Origin of the sequence: Nitrobacter sp. (assembly GCF_051535215.1) — a bacterium.
Classification (GTDB): domain Bacteria; phylum Pseudomonadota; class Alphaproteobacteria; order Rhizobiales; family Xanthobacteraceae; genus Nitrobacter.
Genome location: NZ_JBPPLY010000003.1, coordinates 60,099 through 81,627, shown reverse-complemented (window position 1 = coordinate 81,627; position 21,529 = coordinate 60,099). Strand labels below are relative to the sequence as shown.

General features: G+C 60.8%; 10 protein-coding genes and 1 tRNA gene. 6 read left to right on the top strand and 5 right to left on the bottom strand.

Annotated features, from left to right (window positions below; genetic code table 11):
- The gene (pbpC, locus tag ACS3WB_RS04845) at positions 1-2,121 is read right to left on the bottom strand and encodes a penicillin-binding protein 1C (protein WP_438274439.1); all 2,121 of its coding nucleotides are present in this window, start codon (positions 2,119-2,121) and stop codon (positions 1-3) included.
- Entirely contained in the window at positions 2,118-7,337 is a 5,220-nt protein-coding gene (locus tag ACS3WB_RS04840; RefSeq protein WP_438274438.1) for an alpha-2-macroglobulin family protein, read from the bottom strand. The genes pbpC and ACS3WB_RS04840 overlap by 4 nt, the downstream gene beginning before the upstream one ends.
- Positions 7,338-7,649: 312 nt before the next feature.
- On the opposite strand from ACS3WB_RS04840, the gene ACS3WB_RS04835 reads away from it, so the two are divergent.
- Positions 7,650-7,726 (top strand) — tRNA-Arg (locus ACS3WB_RS04835).
- A 124-nt stretch (positions 7,727-7,850) separates the two neighbouring features.
- Here the strand turns inward: ACS3WB_RS04835 and ACS3WB_RS04830 are convergent.
- A complete protein-coding gene (locus ACS3WB_RS04830) occupies positions 7,851-8,336 on the bottom strand; it encodes a single-stranded DNA-binding protein (protein ID WP_438274437.1) in 486 nt (161 codons plus the stop codon).
- A gap of 370 nt (positions 8,337-8,706) precedes the next feature.
- Here ACS3WB_RS04830 and ACS3WB_RS04825 point away from each other — a divergent pair, with 370 nt between their 5' ends.
- The 5 genes from ACS3WB_RS04825 (at position 8,707) to ACS3WB_RS04805 (ending at position 20,265) form a co-directional block, all read left to right on the top strand.
- Entirely contained in the window at positions 8,707-9,471 is a 765-nt protein-coding gene (locus ACS3WB_RS04825) for an outer membrane protein (protein WP_438274436.1), read from the top strand.
- 459 nt (positions 9,472-9,930) lie between these two features.
- Positions 9,931-12,909 carry an excinuclease ABC subunit UvrA gene (gene uvrA, locus ACS3WB_RS04820; RefSeq protein ID WP_438274435.1) on the top strand — a complete coding sequence of 993 codons (2,979 nt, stop codon included), beginning with the start codon at positions 9,931-9,933 and terminating at the stop codon, positions 12,907-12,909.
- Positions 12,910-13,259: 350 nt separating this feature from the next.
- Positions 13,260-13,688, top strand: coding sequence for a BA14K family protein (locus ACS3WB_RS04815; RefSeq protein ID WP_438274434.1), 429 nt, complete (start codon positions 13,260-13,262; stop codon positions 13,686-13,688).
- Between the two features lie 848 nt (positions 13,689-14,536).
- Positions 14,537-18,334, top strand: a complete 3,798-nt coding sequence (locus tag ACS3WB_RS04810) for a vitamin B12-dependent ribonucleotide reductase (protein WP_438274433.1) — start codon at positions 14,537-14,539, stop codon at positions 18,332-18,334.
- Positions 18,335-18,648: 314 nt separating this feature from the next.
- Positions 18,649-20,265, top strand: a complete 1,617-nt coding sequence (locus ACS3WB_RS04805) for an anti-phage dCTP deaminase (RefSeq protein ID WP_438274432.1) — start codon at positions 18,649-18,651, stop codon at positions 20,263-20,265.
- Between the two features lie 79 nt (positions 20,266-20,344).
- Here the strand turns inward: ACS3WB_RS04805 and ACS3WB_RS04800 are convergent, their stop codons facing one another.
- Positions 20,345-20,710, bottom strand: a complete 366-nt coding sequence (locus ACS3WB_RS04800) for a hypothetical protein (protein WP_438274699.1) — start codon at positions 20,708-20,710, stop codon at positions 20,345-20,347.
- 36 nt (positions 20,711-20,746) lie between these two features.
- Positions 20,747-21,511, bottom strand: coding sequence for an ROK family protein (locus tag ACS3WB_RS04795; protein WP_438274431.1), 765 nt, complete (start codon positions 21,509-21,511; stop codon positions 20,747-20,749).
- Positions 21,512-21,529 lie beyond the last annotated feature (18 nt).

Sequence of the window (21,529 nt, the reverse complement as noted above, 5' to 3'; positions counted from 1 at the left end):
CTATTGAATTCTGATCGTAACTGTGTCCGCCGCGCCAGCAGCATCCATAACCGTCAGCCGGACAAAGCCAGGTCCCGGCGGTTCGACCATCCGCTGGCGCCGGCTTTCGATCTCTCCGACTGCTTTTCCGTTGACCAGCATGGTCATCGGAAAGACACCTCCTGCGACCTTCACCGGCAGTGCGGACAGCTTTGTGCCGTCCCCGCCTCCGGCATCGATTCGCGAACCGTTCAGCGGAAACTGGATACGAAGCGCGTGCTCGTTGCCGATCCGGATCAGTTCACCCACGGGTCGAAATCGCCGCAACGGAAGCGGGAGTTTTGCATTGCTGGCGATGAGGGTTCCGCGCGGAGCTTTCTGCAACGGTATCAATAGCTTGCCGGCGCGAGCGAAAGCATCGAACAAGACAGGCGCGGCTGCCACGCGTCCGATCAGACCGGGCACCGACGCGCCGTCAGGACGCCCGACCCAGACGCCGACCGTCATGCGGCCGTCGAAGCCGACGGACCATGCATCGCGATAGCCGTAGCTGGTGCCGGTCTTGAAAGCGATCCGGTTCCGCACCGCATTTTCGGGCGGCGGCGTCCCCAGAAGGACGTTCCCGACCTGCCATGCCGCGACCGCATCCATCAGCCGCAAAGGCTCCCGATCGCCGCCGCTGTCGCGCACGATTTCACGTAACGGCAATACGCTGCCCAACCTCGGAATGCCGGAATAGGCCTGCACCAGGTCATGCAGCGTCACCCCGACGCCACCTAGTCCCATCGCCAGCCCCGGAACCTCGTCCTTGGGCAGCACCAGGCCCGTGCCCGCCTGTTTCAGCCGCGACGACAATCGGCTGGCGCCGACGCGGTCGAGCAGTTCGATCGCCGGAACGTTGAGAGACAATTGCAGGGCGCGGCGCACAGCGACCGTGCCCTGAAACGTCATGTCGAAGTTTTCGGGCGCGTAGCTGCCGAACCGCACCGGGCGATCGTCGATCAGGCTGTCCGGGTGAACGAACCCGTCTTCGAACGCCAGCCCGTAGATAAAAGGCTTCAGCGTCGAGCCCGGCGAGCGCACAGCCTGAGTCATATCCACCTGTCCGGCCCGTCGTTCGTCGAAATAGTCGGCGGAGCCGACATGGGCCAGTACGTCGCCGGTGGCATTGTCGACCGCGATGATTCCGATGGAAATGTCGGCCCCGAGCGCGGCCGCACGATCCCGCGCCAGTGCTTCGAGCGTTCGCTGCAATCCGGATTCGAGGGTCAGCCTGATGACGCTCGCGTCCTTGACCGTCGCCAGCGCCCGATCGGTCGAATGCGGCGCGAGCATCGGAAACGGGTTGCGCATGCGCATGACCGGCACCGCCTTGGCTTGCGCGGCATCTTCCGCCGAGATGCGCGATTCCTCGACCATGCGTTCGAGCACGCGATCGCGGGCTGCGCGCGCCGCGGTCGGGTGCCGGTCGAGACGACGCCTTTCCGGCGATTGCGGCAGGGCCACGAGCAGCGCCGCCTCCGCGAGCGACAGCCGCTTCGGCTCCTTCCCGAAATAGGCGATGGAGGCCGCGCGAATACCTTCAAGATTGCCGCCGAACGGCGCAAGCGTCAGATAAAGGTTGAGGATTTCATCCTTGGAGAGCTCGTGCTCGAGCTGAAACGCACGCACGATCTGACGCAGCTTGGCGTGAATCGAACGTTGGCGGCGGGGTTCGATCAGCCGGGCAAGCTGCATGGTGATGGTCGATCCGCCCGAGACGATGTGGCCGCGTGTCAGGAGTTGCAGCGCGGCGCGCCCGAGCGCGAACGGATCGACACCTGCGTGCGAATAGAAGCGCTGGTCCTCGTACCCCAACAGCAGATTGAGGTATCCCGGATCGACGTCGGTTCTTGCATCGACCGGCAGCCGCCACCGGCCGTCGGCCATGGCGAAGGCGCGCAGCAATTTGCCGTTGCGATCGAGCACCGTGGTCGAGACCTCGCGCGCCTCCGCCAACGGCAAAGGTCCCAGCGAGACGATCCAGCCAGCCGCGGCAGCCGTAGTCACGACCGCAATAACCGCCATGAACACGGCCGCCAGCTTCACGCGTCGAAAGCCGCGCCGCCGTGTCGTCATCGCTGTGGTGCCGGATGCGGTCATTTCGCGGCACGCACCTCGACGTGGCCGGTGCCGGTGCGTCCGTAGCGCGAGGGATTGTACATGTCCTCGACATAGGCTTGCGGCAAAACGTACTTGCCAGGCGAGACCGCCCGCACGACATAGGCGACGGTAAACACCGCCTTGTCGTTGCCGGCGCGATCGAAAGCGGCCGTGAATCGATCGTCGCGGAATTCTGTGTTGACCGGCTGCTGACCATCCTCGATCCAGTCGAGAGTGCCGGTGTCGCCGGACGAGACCAGGTTGGGATTGTCGATTTCAAAACCTGCCGGAAGATAGTCTGCCACCATGATGTGACCGTAGGCCGGCTTGGCCTCCGTGACCTTGAGCACGACCGCGAACCGGTCGTTCTGCCTGGCCTGAGCCGGATCCGCCGGCGTTCCGTCGAGGGTGAAATAGTTTCGTTCGATCGCAAAGCCGTTCGAGACAGCCGGTTCCGGACTTACCGGTGCGCCGGCCACGGAAATCACCGCCTGCACCGGCGCATCGCCGGTGTTGGTGATCCTGATCGGCTTGCCAGTCATCTCATCCGCCTTGTAGCTGCGATAGAGCGCGGTCTTGACCGGGGCACCGGCGACGTCGAGCGACATGGTTTCCTTGGCAAGCGCCCTCGCCGCCAGCACCAGCCAGGCATTCTCCTGCGTGGAGGTTGAGGACGTCAATTCTCGCGCCGCCTCGACCCGCTGCACCGCCTGCGTCACCGTGGCACGCGGGGCGTTGCCCTCGCCGGCGAGCGACACCAGCGCGGCTGCATCGCGTAGAGCCGAGCCGTAGTCCGGCCGACCGAACTCGATGGTTGGTTTGGGCGCGAGACTTTGGGCCGCCGCCGCGTACACGCGTTCCGCCCGCGCCCGGTCTCCCACTAGGGCAAGCGCCGCGGCCAATTGCGCCTTGGCGATCGGCGTCGCCAGATTGTCCAGCTTGGTATCGGCGAGATAGCGCAGATCTCCGATCGGCGCGGTCCCGTTCCTGGCGAGGACGTAAAGTCCGTAAGCCAGATCGCGGCCGCCGTCCTTCTCCGGCTCTGCTGCATTCACCACAGAATTGCGAACGCGGTCGAGCGCGCTCTTGAACAGGGAATCTGGGACTGCAAATCCCTTTTCGCGAGCGCGCGTCAGGAAGTCGGTCACATAGGCATCGAGCCACGGATCGTCGCCGCCGGATGACCACAAGCCGAACGAGCCGTTCGAACCTTGCCGGGCCAGCAGACGATCGATCGAACTCTTGATGCGGTCGTCGACGCTCGTGTCCATCGCGAGGTGCGCGCCGGCCGCGAGATCGTTGACGTAGAGCAGCGGCATCGCGCGGCTGGTGATCTGCTCGGAACAACCGAACGGATAACGGTCCAGAGCCTTGAGGACGGTCGCCGCGTCCAGCGCCGATGACAGTCCAACGGACATTGACACCCCGCCCGTTCCCGCCAAGAGGTCGGAGAACATGTCCGAGGTCAGTGTCAGGCTCTCGCCTTTCGCCAGCGTGCGGACCGAGCGGCGCGCCAGGATCTGGGTCGCGGGCTTGACGTCGAGATCATAATGCCGCGCCAGCCTCAGGCCATTCGGTCCCTCGATGTCGACGTCGAATTGCGCGATGCCGGCAGCCCCGCCGGCATTGAGCGCCAGCGCCATCGAACTGCGCTGCCTGGCCGCGAGCTTGATGGTGGTCGCCGGATTTCCCGCCATTTTGACAGGCCCTGAGGTTTTTACGTTCACGGTGTAGTCGCCCGGCGCGCCCTCGACGTTGTCGAGGTCGAAGCTCAGGGTTCCCTGATCGCCGGTCAGCAGAAAGCGCGGCAAAGTCGCCGTCAGCACCACGGGATCGTGCACGGTGACGTCGACCGTCGCTCGCCCCAGCTTGGTCGCGCTCCAGGCCACCGCCATCACGCGCGCGGTGCCGGCGAATTCCGGAATGTCGAAGCTGATCTCGGCGGTGCCGTCCGCCGCCACCGTCACGATGCCGGAATAAAGCGCGAGCGGCTTCTGCGTCGGCGGGCTGCCCTGCAACTCAGCTCCCGCCGAATCGCCACCGGTCCTGAGCTGGCCGCGCGTGCCCTGCATGCCGTCGATCAGTTGCCCGTAGAGATCGCGGATTTCCGAGGTCATGCGGCGCTGGCCGAGATAGTAGTCGTCAGGCGCGGGAGGCTTGTAATTGGTGAGGTTGAGAATGCCGACATCGACGGCGGCAACCACGATCTTGGCGTCCTCGCCGGGGCTTAGACCGCCGATCCTCACAGGCAGCTTCAGCGTCGTCGACGGCCGCACCAGTGTCGGCGGCGACAGGCTGACCGAAAGCGTACGCGCCGCCTTGTCGATGCCGAACCACTTGATGCCGATCGCGCGGCCCGGCATCCGCCGGGCTTCAACGTCGAGCGGCCGGCGCAGCGTCGCAACCACATAAGCGCCGGTGCCCCAATCCTTGCCGATCGGAATTCTGATCTGAGAAGTGCCTTCCCTGATGTCGGTGGTCTGGGTGGTCAACAGCCGATCGCCGAGAACGTTGATCGTGAGTTTACCGGCGATCCGCGCATTGACCGAAACGGTCATGGTATCGCCTGACTGGTAGTCCGGTTTGTCGATCGAGGTTTCCAGGAGATCGGGCGTGTCGGCGCTGCCGTCGGAATACCAGCCGACATCGAACTGAACCGACGTCAGCGGACCATTCGGATCGGACGATTTCACATCGAGCCGGTAGCGTCCGGGCGGGGGAGAAAATTCGATCCGTGAAGGCTTGTTCGCGGCAATCGAGAGGTCGCCATCGGAAACACGTTTGGTCGATTTCACCGGCTCGTATTCCCACGCCGAATCCTGGCGATACCATTGATATCTGCTTTCGAGCTTGAGCAGTTCATAGCGCAGGCCGTCGCGAGCGAGCGAGGTGCCGTCCGGCGCGACGAAGGCGACATCGAATGCCGCCTTGTCGCCTTCGGCAACGTTCCTGTCGGCAAACAGCGGCTTCACGCCGATCATTGCGGTGGCTGGCGCAACCGGAAGCACGAGCTTCCGCTCAACCGCGCGCCCGCCGGCTTCCGCCATGCGAATGAATATCTGCGCTTCCTGCGGTCGGGTCGATGACGGCGGCGAGGCAAGACTGACCGGAAACGTGGCGACGCCGTTTGCATCGGCTTCAGGCAGGTTCTCGATCGGTGTTCGCTCGTTGCTGGTGCTCTCCTCGTCATCGGCCACGCCGAACTGGTAGCCGGCATAACCCGGGCGGCTCTCGGCGGGAGCCACCAGCATATCGCCTTCGAGTTGCAGGCCGGATGCCGGCGCGCCGTAGAGGAAATGGCCGTCGACCTTTAGTTCGACCGGAGCCTCAGCCGTGATCTGCTTCGCCTTGGTTGTTAAGTCGAATTCGATCCTGTCCGGTACATAATCTTCGACCATGAAGGTGGTTTCGCCCACCGATCGCCCCTTCGGGTCGGTAAAGGCGCGAACCCGCCAGGTCCCGGTGGGCACGGCCGAGTTGAGCGGCAGGCTCAGGCTTCGTCCGCCGGCGCCCTGATCGGCCAGCACGGCGCGGCGGAATTCGACCCCGTCGGGTCGTTCGACCACGAGCGTCAGCGGCCCTCCGGTCACGGCGTTGCCCTGCCCGTCGCGCAACAGCGCCGTGAGGAAGACCGTTTCCCCCGAGCGATAGACTCCCCGCTCGGCATAAACATAAGCGTCGGCGCCTTCGGGCACCGTTCGACCCGAGACGCCGCGGTCGGTCAGGTCGAACGCGTTCGACTTCAGGCTCAGGAACGCATAGTCGGCCTTGTCGGTGCTCACCGTCAGCAGCGCCGGCGACAGCCCGCCTTCGCCGCGGGCGAGACCCGGCTCGAACAGCGCATGGCCGGATTCGTCGGTCTTGCGAGTCGCCAGAATCTCGTTGTTGCGGGCGATCAGGCGGACCTCCGCCTTGCCCACCGCATCGGTCGTCGCCAGCGAATTGACGAAGACGTGGATGCCGTCATTGCCGGAATAGGCGGTCAGGCCCAGATCGGAGACGATGAACCACTGGGTCGCCAGCGAGCCGGACTCCTCGTCGCTCGCCGAACCCGGCCCCTTGGGCGCGGCCGTCATCACATAGACACCGGGCTGCAGGTTTCCGAGCGCCTCATCGACCGGGAATGCAGTCGTCACATCGGCATTCAACGTGGAAGCCGTTGTGATCTCGCCCGACCAGACCTTGACCCCGCGCTCGCTGCCGAGATCCGACAATTGATAGCCGCTGAGTGTTTTCTGAAAGTCGCTGTCGATCACGGTGTTGATGAGATTGCGGTCGCCGATCCGGAATACCTGCACCGACACGGCTTGCGTGTTCACGCTAACCAGCGGAATGCCGCGCTGCCCGGTGCGCGGCAGCACATAGGCGCGCCCGGTGAAGCGGACGAATGGCTTGCGGTCCCGCACATAGACGTTGAACTCAGCGGATTTGGGCAGGCTTTCCTTGACGGTCGACGGCAGACCGGCACGCAGATTGACGTTGTAACGCTCGCCGTGCTTGAGGCCGTCGACGCAAAGCTGCTTGTCCTCCGACGACAGCGCCGGCTGATCGGTGCCGGCAAGCATCACGAACGGCGAAAAGTCGGTACGTTTGGCGAGGTCTTCCGAGAACTGGAAGCAGATCCGCGGCGAGGCAGAATCCGAATCCACGGTGTAATCAAGCAGCCGGAAGCCGTGGTCGTCGCGCATCTTTTCGTACTGCTCGCGAACGCCTGCGACCTCGCGCAGATCAAGCGACAGCCGCAGCGTGTCGAGTGCCGGACGCCACAGCTTGCGTTCCAAGAAAGTGCGGCCGAGAACGGCCAGCGCGTCGGCCTCCGCGCCGGGATCATGCGCCCGCTGGTAGGCGATGTAGGCGGCGGTGGAAGCCCGCTCCAGCAGAAACGTCTGCTCCTGGCTCGTGGTCGGTTTGATCTGGAAAATCGTCCGCGCCAGCCGCAGCCAGTTGCCGCTATCGTCGGGCGCGACGGTCGCGATCTGGCCGAGAATTTGAAGACCGCTGCGGAAATCGGATCGCTTGAAGGCAGCGTCGGCATCGGTCCGCAGCGCCGGCGCCGATTTGGTGATGATACCGGCTTCGCTCTTGATCTGTGCCTCGAGCTTGATTGCCGCGTCGGCGAGATCGTCGCGCTTGAAAGCCTTATCCGCCGCCTGCGCCGAAACCAGCCCAATCGCCAGAACCGCACAGAGTACGACGGCACGAACCATTCCGGTCATGAAAAGCTCCCTGCGCGAACAAGCGCGCGCCCTGCATTCGTACGAAGCCTGCCTCATAATGCTGCATCTGGCAGCGAAATTCGAATTTGAACAGATACCGGCAAGCTTGTGATTTTCATGTGGCTTAGGTTCAAAATTTCGCGTGAAGTATGTTCAAGGACATTGCTGCGAACCCTCCTCATTCGCTACACGCACCGGGGACACGCAAAAGGCCTCGCCCGCAGGTTCGTCGCCCGATCGTTCAGAATGGTTCGGATCGGGGCTTGGCGCGAGGACGGATTTTTCATATTGCGGTGAGGTGAGCGGTCTTAAGGTCCCGTAGCTCAACTGGATAGAGTAGCGGATTTCTACTCCGCGGGTTGCAGGTTCGAATCCTGCCGGGATCGCCACTCTAAAGTCTGAAAATGCAGACCGCGGAGAATTCTGGTCTCCGGACCGGAATGGTAGACCGGGGCGGCGCTAATGTCCGAACTCACCACTCCCTGCCCACTGATGTCCTGGAGCTGCTATTCCCTAGAACGGAATGTCGTCATCCATGTCGCTGCGACGGGCACCGGCGGCAACGGCACGGCGCTGGCCGCCGGATGAACTCCCCGATCCGAAATCGCCGCCGGTATCGTCGGATCCAAAATTGCCTCCGCCGCTGTTGCGGCCGTCGAGCATCGTCAGCGTCGAGTTGAAATTCTGCAGAACGACCTCGGTGGAGTATTTTTCGACGCCATTCTGATCGGTCCATTTGCGGGTCTGCAACTGGCCCTCGATGTAAACTTTCGAGCCTTTTTTCAGATACTGCTCAGCAACCTTGCAAAGCCCCTCGTTGAAGATCACGACGCGGTGCCACTCGGTTTTCTCCTTGCGCTCACCGCTGGTTCGATCACGCCAGCTTTCAGACGTGGCGATACGCAAATTGGCGATCGGACGGCCGTCCTGGGTCCGCTTGATTTCGGGATCGGCGCCGAGATTGCCGATCAGAATCACCTTGTTCACGCTACCCGCCATCGCCGTTCTCCCAATCTCGTCCGATTGCCAATCCAAATGCCGCCGCCGGTTCGAAACGCCGGCAACGCCTTTGCGGCAACGGTGGCGACCCTACACTCCCGTCATCGTGCGGAGAGGGTCAATCGCCGGTTATCCACCGGTCCAATATATAATGTTCCATTTTTGTTCTCAAGAGGCGACGGTCCCGGTCGGTGCAGCGAAGAGAGAAAGATCTAGCAAGCCGGCAGGCGTAACAGCGGCTCCAATTTGCCCGAAGTGTTGCATTTGGGAGACGGCTTTTTTCAACGCCGGGCGATATACAGCATTTATCGAATTCAGGGCTGCTATCAGCGCTCGCGTCCAAACGAAGTTGAAATTCCGGGGATTTGAAATGAACAAGCTACTGATCGGCGCCATTGGTGCTCTCGCCATCGGCCTCAGCGCGGCGCCTGCCGCCGCAGCCGACCTTGCAGCGCGTCATTATACGAAGGCTCCTCCTCCGATGGTCGCCGCGATCTATGACTGGAGCGGCATCTACATCGGCGCGAACGGCGGCTGGGGATCGAGCAGGAATTGCTGGGATCTGACCTTTCCGGCCGTAGGCAACGAGGGTTGCCACGATGCGACCGGCGGTACGGCCGGCGGCCAGATCGGTTATCGCATGCAGTCCAATGCTTGGGTGTTTGGCCTTGAAGCTCAGGGCAACTGGGCGGACCTGAGCGGCCGCAATGTCAGCCTTCAAAATGCTTTTGTCGCTAATGACAGCCGCCTTGACGCGTTCGGCCTGTTCACCGGCCAGATCGGTTACGCTTGGGATGCTGCCCTGCTCTATGTGAAGGGCGGCGCCGCGGTGACGTCCAACCGCTATCAAAGACTCGATACCTTAACTGCTGTTCAGGTTACAGACGACGTCAACAATACCCGTTGGGGTGGCACGGTTGGTGTCGGCCTTGAATATGGCTTCGCACCGAACTGGTCGCTCGGCTTCGAATACGATCACATCTTCATGGGCGACAGCAACCACACCTTCATCAACAACGGCGTCGCCGGGGTGCCTGGTACACCGTTTGCAACTGACAAAATTAGTCAGGATGTAGACCTTGTCACCGCTCGTATCAACTATCGCTGGGGTGGCCCGGCCGTTGCGCGGTACTGATCACATCTAATCCGAACGTCTCTCGTAATTATGGAAAGGCCGGCTTTTTGCCGGCCTTTTTTATTTGAGCGCCTCCGCTGCCTCCAGGTCGGAGCTGACAGAGGGGCGGCCATGCCGACGATGAGGGCTAGGCTATCCAGCGCAACGAAATCGTTGATGATCATCATCAGCCCTCTGGAAATCGCCCGCCGTTCTATTTACGTTCCGGACACAGCCACACACGGCGCTAGGATCCCGATTCCGAAGCTCGCATGTCCTTGCAGGAACCTTTGATGCGGGTGTCGGAATTAATGGGCCACCGGCAACCTTATGATTCGAGTGTGGTTTGGGTTCAGAAGTTCGCTTGAGGGATTTCCCGAGACAATGAAGCGGACGTATGAACCGTCACACCAGCCGGGGATTTTGCCCGGTGCGGCGCACCCGAACGCGGCGCGACTTTCGCGCCCGGAAAAGCCTGTCATGGACGAAGTCATCAAGGCGAAGCGGCAACAATCAGGTTCCGCCACGCGCGCCATCACGATCCGCGGCGCCCGCAAACACAACCTCAAGAATGTCGATCTGGAAATCCCGCGTGACAAGCTGGTGGTGTTCACCGGTCTCTCCGGCTCCGGCAAGTCGTCGCTGGCGTTCGATACCATCTATGCGGAAGGTCAGCGACGTTACGTCGAGTCGCTCTCTGCCTATGCGCGTCAGTTTCTGGAGATGATGCAGAAACCGGATGTCGACCAGATCGACGGTCTGTCGCCGGCGATCTCGATCGAACAGAAGACCACCTCCAAGAACCCGCGCTCCACCGTCGGCACCGTCACCGAAATCTACGACTACATGCGGCTGTTGTGGGCGCGCGTCGGCGTACCCTATTCCCCCGCAACGGGCCTGCCGATCGAAAGCCAGACGGTGTCGCAGATGGTCGACCGGGTGCTGGCGCTGCCTGAAGGAACCCGGCTCTATCTGCTGGCGCCGGTCGTGCGCGGCCGCAAGGGCGAATATCGCAAGGAACTGGCGGAGTATCTCAAGAAGGGTTTTCAGCGCGTCAAGATCGACAGCGCGTTTCACGAACTCGCTGACGTTCCGGCGCTCGACAAGAAGTTTCCGCACGACATCGACGTCGTGGTCGATCGCATCGTGGTGCGGTCGGACATCGGCCAGCGGCTGGCGGAGAGTTTCGAAACCGCGCTGAAGTTGGCCGAAGGGTTGGCTGTCATTGAATATGCGGATGCACCAGGCGCCTCTTCCGACGACAAGAAATCCGACAAGAAGGTCGCCAAAATCCACGACAAGAGCGGCCCCGAACGCATTCTGTTTTCGGAAAAGTTTGCCTGCCCGGTCTCCGGCTTCACCCTTCCCGAGATCGAGCCGCGGCTTTTTTCATTCAACAACCCATACGGCGCTTGCCCGAAATGCGGCGGCCTCGGCGTCGAACAGCATGTCGATGAAAACCTCGTCATTCCCGACAAGGAACTGACGCTGCGCAAGGGCGCGATCGCGCCGTGGGCGAAATCATCGTCGCCGTATTATCTGCAGACGCTGACTGCTCTCGGAAAATTCTACAAGTTCACACTGGATACCAAATGGAAAGACCTGCCGAAAAAAACGCAGGCTGCGCTGCTGCATGGCTCGGGCGACAACGAGATCAAGTTCTCATATGAAGACGGGGTACGCTCCTACGATACCAAAAAGCCGTTTGAGGGCGTCATCACCAACATCGAGCGCCGCTTCCGGGAGACCGAGAGCGAATGGGCGCGCGAAGAACTCGGCAAGTATTTTTCCGACGTACCGTGCGACGCCTGCAAGGGTTACCGGCTGAAGCCCGAGGCATTGTGCGTCAGGATCGGCGGCAAGCACATCGGCGAAATCAGCCAATTATCGGTACGTCATGCCGGCGAATGGTTCGAGACCGTTCCGAAAAAGCTGTCATCGCAACAGAACGAGATCGCTGGCCGCGTGCTCAAGGAGATACGCGAACGGCTGTCGTTCCTGCTCGACGTCGGCCTCAACTATCTGACGCTGTCGCGCGCTTCCGGCACGCTGTCCGGTGGCGAGAGCCAACGCATCCGCCTCGCCTCCCAGATCGGTTCAGGCCTGACTGGCGTGCTGTATGTGCTGGATGAACCGTCCATCGGTCTGCACCAGCGCGACAATGCGCGGCTGCTCGAAACTCTGAAGCGGTTGCGCGACCTCGGCAACACCGTGATCGTGGTCGAACACGACGAGGACGCTATCCGTCTCGCCGATCATGTACTCGACATCGGTCCCGGTGCAGGCGTTCACGGCGGCCATATCGTCGCGCAAGGCACGCCGGCCGACATCATGCGAAACCCGAAGTCGCTGACCGGCAAATATCTCACCGGCGAACTAGCGGTCGAGGTGCCGGAACGGCGGCCGCCGAACCATCGCCGCACGATCAAGGTGGTCAATGCGCGCGGCAACAATCTCAAGAATGTCACCGCCGAAGTTCCGCTCGGCCTGTTCACTTGCATCACCGGTGTCTCCGGCGGCGGCAAATCGACGCTGCTGATCGACACGCTTTACAAGGCGATCGCGCGCAAGCTCAACAACGCGAGCGAGGGCGCCGCGCCGCACGATCGCATCGAAGGGCTGGAGCACATCGACAAGATCATCGACATCGACCAGTCGCCGATCGGCCGCACGCCACGCTCCAATCCCGCGACCTATACCGGTGCCTTCACGCCGATCCGCGAATGGTTTGCCGGCCTGCCGGAATCCAAGGCGCGCGGGTATGAGCCGGGCCGCTTCTCGTTCAACGTCAAGGGCGGCCGCTGCGAAGCCTGCCAGGGCGACGGCGTCATCAAGATCGAGATGCACTTCCTGCCCGACGTTTACGTCACCTGCGACACATGCAAGGGCAAGCGCTACAACCGCGAAACGCTGGAGATACTGTTCAAGGGCAAGTCGATCTCCGACGTGCTCGACATGACGGTCGAGGAAGCCGCCGAATTTTTCAAGGCGGTGCCGCGCGTGCGCGAAACTTTCAAGACGCTGCATCGCGTCGGTCTCGACTACATTCATGTGGGCCAGCAGGCCACCACGCTCTCAGGCGGCGAGGCGCAGCGCGTCAAGCTCGCCAAGGAACTGTCCAAGCGCGCGACCGGACGCACGCTCTATATTCTCGACGAGCCGACCACCGGTTTGCACTTCCATGACGTGAAGAAGCTTCTCGATGTGCTGCACGAACTGGTGGCGCAGGGCAACTCTGTCGTGGTGATCGAACACAATCTCGAAGTCATCAAGACCGCTGACTGGGTGATCGACCTCGGTCCCGAAGGCGGCGATGGCGGCGGCGAGATTGTCGCCTGGGGACCGCCGGAAGACATTGTGAAAGCGCCACGCAGCTATACCGGACAATTTCTGAAGCCGGTGCTGGAAAAAGCGGGAAAGCCGAAGCGGCGGAATAATGCGAGCGAGGCGGCGGAATAACGCGATCACGATGGTCGATTCGTGAGATTTATCGAGGGGTGTATTAGGCCGTCAGTCTGACTCTGCCCAAATCTTTCACACTCGCTGCGACGAAAAGTCCGGGGGAAGTAAAACCGGATGACAATTCCGTAACCCCGAATTGCGGAACTTGCTTTGCATTGCCACGTTGGAATTCAACGCTTGATACACTGGAATCACCATACGGAGTTGAAAATATGTTGAGTTTCAAACCAGTACTAGCCGCGGCTGTCATTACGCTTGCAGTGCCGCTGGCCACGACTTCTCCCAGCTCCGCGCAGACAATACTTCAGTACTCAGGCAGCGGTGGCGGCCACGGTGGTGGCGGGCATATGGGTCGTGGTGGTGGCGGCGGGGGTGGTGGTGGTGGTCATATGGGCATGCGACCGGGCGGCGGTGGCGGCGGAAATTGGTCCGGTGGCGGTGGCCGACATTGGGCCGGTGGCGGCGGTGGCCGGCATTGGGCTGGCGGCGGTGGCGGCTGGCAGGGGGGACACTGGCACGGCGGAGGCCATCGCTGGCGCGGCGGTGGCTACTATGGTGGCGGCTTCTTTCCGGGCTTCATCGTAGGCTCGGCGATCGGCAGTTCGTTCGCCAGTCCGTATTACTACGATGATTCTTATGGGTACTATGATGACAGCCCGACCTATGAAGTCGCTCCGAGCGGCGATGTCGCGTATTGTCAGCAGCGGTTCAAATCATATGACGTGCGTTCGGGCACCTATCTCGGCTACGACGGTCTGCGTCATCCCTGCCCGTAACGTGGCTTAGGCTCGTCGCTTGGAGCACTTTTGCTTCTGATGGAATAAGCGAAGCGTTCTAACGAGCCTGTATAACGCCCCTGCCCCTCAAAGCGGTGCCTTTGCGCACCGCTTTCTTTTTTCTGGTTCTTTTTCAGTCCGCGTTTGCAACAAGCGAAGTGATTCGGATCGCCTCCAGCCGACTCGACATGGGCGAGAATCCTTCGGACTCGACGCCAAACCGCGTCCATTCTGCTCTTCCCAGAAGGTGAACCTGCCTCCTTGAGAAACGAGATCCGAGTCTCTGTAATGCAACCCCTCGCGGGCAATAAATAGTTGTCCTTGTGAACAGCGTGAGAAGCTCATTCCTGCAGGGCCCATCAAGGACTCTTTCGCTTGGGAATCCATGAGGACTCACCGATACTTGACCTCATCCAAGGCGTCGCCAGCCCTTGGTTTTCCTCTCTTTCCACCATATTTAGTGTTTCGTTGAGAAATGAATACTAATCCTTGACTGGGTGGAGAGGGTTGCCTTAGCGTTTGATCTGCTCGACGCGCATGTAACTGGGTCACGCCGAGCCTCCCTCAAGGGTTCCATTATGAACACTTCGTCGGCCGGTTTGGCGACGGAGTCGTGGGGGTGTCTGCGTTGGCGACAAGACGTTTGGGGACGTCAAAAACGAGCCAAAAGGCTCAAATCGCAGTGTGGGGCGTTGGGGTACGATAGGTGGCGGGGCCAAGCCCCTCCCTGCTCGTGCTCCAGAGGACAGACGGCCAGGATTGCACGGCCGGAACTGCGGACAAAAAAGTCCGCGAATGGAAATCGCCGATGCCGCTGAAGCGGCGCGGACAGTGACGGGGCAAGGGACATGAGATTCGAACGGCGCTACACCAGAGACCAGCAGTCACCCTATGCGGAGATCGATTTCCGGCTGACAACGAGCGAGATCCGCAATCCGGACGGCTCGGTGGTGTTTCGCCTCGAGAACGTCGAGGTGCCCGAATTCTGGTCGCAGGTCGCCTCCGACGTGCTCGCGCAAAAGTATTTCCGGAAAGCAGGCGTTGCCGCACGCCTGAAGAAAATCGAGGAAGAGACGGTCCCCTCATGGCTGTGGCGTTCGGTGCCCGACACGGACGCGCTCGCCGCCCTGCCCGAGGCCGAACGCTTCGGCGGCGAAACATCGTCCAAGCAGGTGTTCGATCGTCTTGCCGGCTGCTGGACCTATTGGGGCTGGAAGGGCGGTTATTTCAGTTCGGAAGACGACGCGCGCGCCTTCAATGACGAGCTGCGTTACATGCTGGCGCGCCAGATGGTCGCCCCGAACTCGCCGCAGTGGTTCAACACCGGCCTGCACTGGGCCTATGGCATCGACGGCCCCGGCCAGGGCCACCACTACGTCGACTTCAAGACCGGCAAGATGACGAAGTCGAAGTCGGCTTATGAGCATCCGCAGCCGCATGCCTGCTTCATCCAGGGCATCGAGGACGACCTCGTCAACGAAGGCGGCATCATGGACTTGTGGGTGCGCGAGGCGCGCCTGTTCAAATACGGCTCCGGCACCGGCTCCAACTTCTCGCGATTGCGCGGTGAAGGCGAGCGCCTGTCCGGCGGCGGCCGCTCCTCCGGGCTGATGAGCTTTCTCAAGATCGGCGACCGCGCCGCGGGTGCGATCAAGTCTGGCGGCACCACCCGTCGCGCCGCCAAGATGGTTGTGGTCGACGCCGATCATCCGGATATCGAGCAGTACATCGACTGGAAGGTGCGCGAGGAGCAGAAGGTCGCCGCTCTCGTCACCGGCTCCAGGATCAACCAGAAGCACCTCAAGGCGGTGATGCGCGCCTGCGTCAACTGCGAGGGCTCGGGGGATGATTGTTTCTTGCCGGAGAAGAACCCCGCGCTGCGTCGGGAGATCAAGCTGGCGCGCCGCGCGCTGGTGCCGGACAACTACATCAAGCGCGTCATCCAGTTCGCCAGGCAAGGCTACAAGGATATCGATTTCCCGGTCTACGACACCGACTGGGACAGCGAGGCCTATCTCACCGTCTCCGGCCAGAACTCAAACAACTCGGTGTCGCTGCGGGATGACTTCCTGCGCGCGGTCGAGACCGACGGCACCTGGAATCTCACCGCTCGCACCAGCAAGAAGGTCATGAAGACTCTGAAGGCGCGCGATCTCTGGGAGAAGATCGGCTACGCCGCCTGGGCTTCGGCCGATCCCGGCCTGCACTTCAACACCACGATGAACGACTGGCATACCTGCAAGGCGTCCGGCGACATCCGTGCTTCGAATCCGTGCTCGGAATACATGTTCCTCGACGACACTGCCTGCAACCTCGCCTCCGCCAATCTGCTGACGTTTTACGACGTCGCCACGAAGCGCTTCGACGTTGATGCGTATGAGCATCTGTGCCGGCTCTGGACCGTGGTGCTGGAAATCTCGGTGCTGATGGCGCAGTTCCCGTCCAAGGCGATCGCGGAGCTGTCTTACGAATTCCGCACGCTGGGCCTCGGCTTCGCCAACATCGGCGGCCTCTTGATGACCATGGGCCTGTCCTATGACTCGAGGGAAGGCCGCGCGCTGTGCGGCGCGCTGACCGCGATCATGACCGGCATCGCCTACAAAACCTCGGCCGAGATGGCCGGCGAACTCGGCGCCTTCCCCGGTCACAAGAAAAACGCCAGCCACATGCTGCGCGTGATCCGCAACCACCGCCGCGCCGCGCACGGCCAGTCCAGCGGCTACGAAGGGCTGTCGGTCAACGCGGTGCCGCTCGACCATGCCTCCTGCCCGCAGCCCGGCCTCGTCGCCCACGCGACAAAAGCGTGGGATGATGCGCTCGCGCTCGGCGAGCAGCACGGCTACCGCAACGCGCAGGTCACCGTGGTGGCGCCGACCGGCACCATCGGTCTGGTCATGGACTGCGACACCACCGGCATCGAGCCCGACTTCGCGCTGGTGAAGTTCAAGAAGCTCGCGGGCGGTGGGTACTGGAAGATCATCAACCGCGCCGTCCCGGAAGCCTTGCGCGCGCTCGGCTATCGCGAGAGCGAGATCGCCGAGATCGAAGCCTATGCGGTCGGTCACGGCTCGTTGTCCAACGCGCCGGGCATCAACGTCTCCACGCTGAAGGCTAAGAATTTCACCGACGAGGCTATTGCGAAAGTGGAGAAGGCGCTCCCGACCGCGTTCGACATCAAGTTCGCTTTCAACAAATGGACTTTCGGCGAAGACTTCATCCGCGACACGCTCGGCATCGGCGCCGATGCGCTGGCGTCCCCGTCTTTCGACCTGCTCGCGGCGGTCGGCTTCAGCAAGCGCGAAATCGAAGCGGCCAACGTGCACATCTGCGGCGCGATGACGGTGGAAGGCGCGCCGCATCTCAAACCAGAGCACTATGCGGTGTTCGATTGCGCCAATCCGTGCGGCAAGATCGGCAAGCGCTATCTCTCGGTGGAAAGCCACATCCGCATGATGGCGGCGGCGCAGCCGTTCATCTCGGGTGCGATTTCCAAAACCATCAACATGCCGAACGACGCCACGGTGGAAGACTGCAAGTCGGCCTACCTGCTGTCCTGGAAGCTGGCGCTGAAGGCCAACGCGCTCTATCGCGACGGCTCCAAGCTGTCGCAGCCACTCAACTCGCAACTCATCGCCGACGACGATGACGACGACGATGCCATCGAGGCGCTGCTGGAGAAGCCGATGGCTGCGCGCGCCGCCGCCGTCTCCGAGAAAGTGGTGGAACGGCTGGTCGAACGCATCATCGTGATGCGCGAGCGCGAGAAGATGCCCGATCGCCGCAAGGGCTACACCCAGAAGGCCGTCGTCGGCGGACACAAGGTCTATCTCCGCACTGGCGAATACGATGACGGACGACTGGGCGAGATCTTCATCGACATGCACAAGGAAGGCGCGGCGCTGCGCTCCTTCATCAACAACTTCGCCATTGCTGTTTCATTGGGTCTGCAATACGGCGTGCCGCTTGAGGAATATGTCGACGCCTTCACGTTCACCCGCTTCGAGCCCGCGGGACCCGTGCAGGGCAACGACTCGATCAAGTACGCGACCTCGATCCTCGACTATGTGTTCCGCGAACTCGCGGTCAGCTACATGTCGCGCTTCGATCTCGCCCATGTCGATCCAAGCGAGTCCGGCTTCGACGCCATCGGCAAGGGCGTCGCCGAAGGCAAGGAGCCGGAGGGCCAGCAGGCCACGCGATACGTTTCCAAGGGCCTGACCCGCTCGCGCACCGACAACCTCGTCGTCATGCGCGGCGGCGGTGAGCCGCGCGGATCGGCTCCTTCGTCCGCTGCCAGCGAAGGCGGCGCGCGCTCTTCTGGTCCCTCACCGCTTGCAGGAGAAGGTCGTGGCGGGTCCAAGGTGACCGCCCTCTCCTCCTCGCACGCGGGCGACACGACGGAAGGTGCCGTTGCGCTGAAGCAGGAGACCGAACACGATCTCTCGCCGACCGAGCGACTGGAGCAGCAGCAAAGAAGCAAGGTTGCCGCGCAGGCAATCGCGCCGACCAAGGCCGAACGCCGCGCCGAAGCGAAAGCACGAGGCTATGAAGGCGAGATGTGCCCGGAGTGCGGCAACTTCACGCTGGTGCGCAACGGCACCTGCATGAAATGCGATACGTGCGGCAGCACGACGGGGTGTTCGTGATATAAAAAACCTCGTCGTTTAAGACGGCGAGGTTTCCTCAAGAAATCTTCCGGAGTCAGTTACGACTTATACGCCGTTTTGGATTTACTGGGGTTAGCCCAGATGGCTTAAGCTCTTTCAACTTAGTGGAATCAACCACAAATCGGGCATTCACGACAACTGCCAGCTTTGACATCTCGCGAGTCAATTCATCCAGTTGGCTAAACGCCACCGGGCGAACTATTGCTTGCTGCCTAGCCATGGATACTCCCTAAACCAGATTGATTCGTCTTATCGCTTAGTGATCTTAGCTATAGCAAATTAACGGAAGTTTTATGTCGGCAACAATGGATCCCCTCGAATATCCAGAACTCATTTTCGCAACAGCAGGTCCCATTGGCGTCGATATGGACACCATCCTTTCGACTTTGAAGTCATGTCTAACCGAAGTGAATTATCGGGCGGAACCGATAAAGCTCAGCAAAGAGATGGAACGAGTAAAAAGCCGAGTTGGGACCAAACCATCAGATTCGCTAAAGCTTTACCACTGGAAGATCGACTACGCGAACGCACTACGAAAGAAGTTCAACCGCCCTGACGTTCTCGCTCGCATCGGCCTGGAAGCTATCCGAACCAAACGGATTGAACTCGGCCATTCAAGAAAACGTCCGATTCCACAAACCGCTTATTTGCTCAGCCAACTGAAAAGTCCCGCAGAAGTAGAATTGCTGCGCAAGGTGTACGGCCGACAATTTATCCTAGTTTCTGCATACGCTTCGGAAATTGATCGCCGCGCTTGCCTAATTCAAAAACTAAGGGGGCAGGTCTCTACCAATATCTCAGAATCAGAACTTGCTTTTGAAGCGAGCAAGCTCATGGAACGTGATGCAAGTGAAGGAGACAAATTCGGTCAGCGGCTTCGAGATACGTTTCACCTTGGCGATGTATTTATTGATGGGCTTGACCCAAAGAGGATGCAAGAGACTGTCAATCGATTTATTCAAGCTCTATTTGGCCGGAACGACATAACTCCATCTAAGGACGAGTACGGAATGTACGCGGCTCGAAGTGCCTCACTTCGATCTGCCGATCTTTCTAGGCAAGTTGGTGCAGCGGTTTTCAGCACCAACGGAGAAGTCATTGTACAGGGCTGCAACGAGGTCCCCAAGGCGCAGGGCGGCACATATTGGGACCTAGAAGAACCTGATTTCCGCGACATAAAAAAAGGCATCGACCCAAATGAACATACTCGAAGTGAAATTCTTCGAGATCTATTTGAGCGACTAAGGAATGGGGGAATGCTCTCCCAAAAAGCGATTAAACTTGGCAACGATGCTAAGATTGTTCAGCGTCTCACACAAAAAACACCAACCGGCTTGCTAACCGACGCCCGCATTATGGACCTTACGGAGTACGGCCGCATCGTTCACGCAGAAATGTCCGCGCTATGCGATGCAGCAAGGCTCGGCAAACAGGTTAAGGACGGCGTTTTATATTGCACTACTTTCCCTTGCCATAACTGCACGAAGCACATTCTAGCGGCTGGAATAAAGAAGGTCGTGTTTCTTGAACCATATCCAAAAAGTCAGGCTAAAGCACTCCACGGAGATGAAGTAGAAATAGAAACGGATACACAACCCGAAAAAGTTTCTTTTGTCCCGTTTCTGGGAATTTCTCCTTCTCGATATCGCGACGTATTCGCTAAAGGCAGAAGGAAGAACGATAACGGAACCGCTCGGCAATGGTATCTTGGAGAGACAAAGAATCAACCGATGGGTGAACCAAAACCTATGCTTGACATTGTTTTTCCCTCCTATCTTCAAAATGAGGTTTGGGCTCTCGTCCCTATAGTTGGACGACTTGAAACCGCTAGAAAAACGCGATCTGCTATGCGCGCATCGCCGAAGAAATCGAAAAGCCGGACGAGCAGAAAAACCCGCAAGTCGAACTGAACTGTGGCGTTATGAATCACAGCATCTACTCAAAGTCCACCGAAAATGCATCAGAGCGCCCCTAGAGACTCATAACTCATCACCCACACGTCCACACCGGACCGATCGGGGTCTGCGTCCAGCACGGGCCGATGCTGCCGCCATTGTAGCGGCCGCGATAGAATCCGGGACGGCCGGGATAGCGCCACTCGCCTTCGTAAAAATTGAAATACTGCACGTTCGGATCGATGTACCAATGACGTCGGGGACGGCGCGCATTGCGCAGCACCGACGCCTCCTGCTTGAACAGCGGCGCGGCGTTGTTCAGCGGCTGACGATAGCCCGGCAGGAAACCGTAATTGTGCGGGCGTTGCGCGTGCTTCTTGTGACGCGGCGCGGCATCCGCCGTCACCGAGAGCAGCAGCGACAGGACGACGGCTATCGTTAGATACAGGAGTCGCGACATCGGCCGATCATAGACGTTCGGCGTCCACGGAGCCATTCAAAATCCGGGCGGACAGCGCGCGATGAGCGCAGCATCATCTGCCTTATCCGCATCGCGGTTTCTCCGAACGGCCTTCAATCCGGTTTGGCCCCACAATCGAAACCCGCCCTCGAACGCATCGGCGTTGTCGCCGCGGCGCGATTTCGGCGGCAGCTTGTCCAGATGCGCGACGTTGCCGCCGCCGATCAGCACCTCGTCCGGCTCCAGCGCGGCCGTAAGTTGCCTGACGATTTTGCCGACGTGCTTGCGCCACTTCTTGTCGCCGCGCCGCTTGCGCCCGGCCTCGCCGGCATAATCCTCGTAGGTCCTTCCTTTTCGATAAGGCAGATGAGCCAGTTCCATCGGTTCGGGTTCGCCGTCGACGATCATCGCGGAGCCGAGCCCGGTGCCGAGCCCGAGGAACAGCATCCGCCCGCCGCGATAGCCGCCGAGCGCCTGCATCAGCGCATCGTTGACGACCTTCGTCGGCTTGCCGAACGCCTTTTCGAAATCGAAGCCCTTCCAGCCCTTGCCGAGATTGAAGGGCTCGCGCAGCGGGCGATTGCCGGCGACCGGGCCGGGATAGCCGATCGAGACGGCGTCGAAAGACCAGTCCTTCGTCAGCGCCTCGACCTGACGCACCATATCCTCGGCGGTGAGATCGGGACCGGATGCGAACTCGCGTTTGACGCGGTCCCTGCTGGTCATCACCTTGACGTGAGACCCGCCGACGTCGATCGCGAGAATGATGCGGGCAGATTTCGATGTGCGGAGTGTTTTCATCTTGGCTTTCCCGTCAAC

Bases quoted from the DNA above. Each gene is read 5' to 3' on its own strand.
- ACS3WB_RS04795 (WP_438274431.1), bottom strand. From the start codon at position 21,511: ATGAAAACACTCCGCACATCGAAATCTGCCCGCATCATTCTCGCGATC.
- ACS3WB_RS04825 (WP_438274436.1), top strand. From the start codon at position 8,707: ATGAACAAGCTACTGATCGGCGCCATTGGTGCTCTCGCCATCGGCCTC.
- ACS3WB_RS04815 (WP_438274434.1), top strand. From the start codon at position 13,260: ATGGGTCGTGGTGGTGGCGGCGGGGGTGGTGGTGGTGGTCATATGGGC.
- pbpC (WP_438274439.1), bottom strand. From the start codon at position 2,121: ATGACCGCATCCGGCACCACAGCGATGACGACACGGCGGCGCGGCTTT.
- ACS3WB_RS04800 (WP_438274699.1), bottom strand. From the start codon at position 20,710: ATGTCGCGACTCCTGTATCTAACGATAGCCGTCGTCCTGTCGCTGCTG.
- ACS3WB_RS04840 (WP_438274438.1), bottom strand. From the start codon at position 7,337: ATGACCGGAATGGTTCGTGCCGTCGTACTCTGTGCGGTTCTGGCGATT.
- uvrA (WP_438274435.1), top strand. From the start codon at position 9,931: ATGGACGAAGTCATCAAGGCGAAGCGGCAACAATCAGGTTCCGCCACG.
- ACS3WB_RS04830 (WP_438274437.1), bottom strand. From the start codon at position 8,336: ATGGCGGGTAGCGTGAACAAGGTGATTCTGATCGGCAATCTCGGCGCC.
- ACS3WB_RS04805 (WP_438274432.1), top strand. From the start codon at position 18,649: ATGTCGGCAACAATGGATCCCCTCGAATATCCAGAACTCATTTTCGCA.
- ACS3WB_RS04810 (WP_438274433.1), top strand. From the start codon at position 14,537: ATGAGATTCGAACGGCGCTACACCAGAGACCAGCAGTCACCCTATGCG.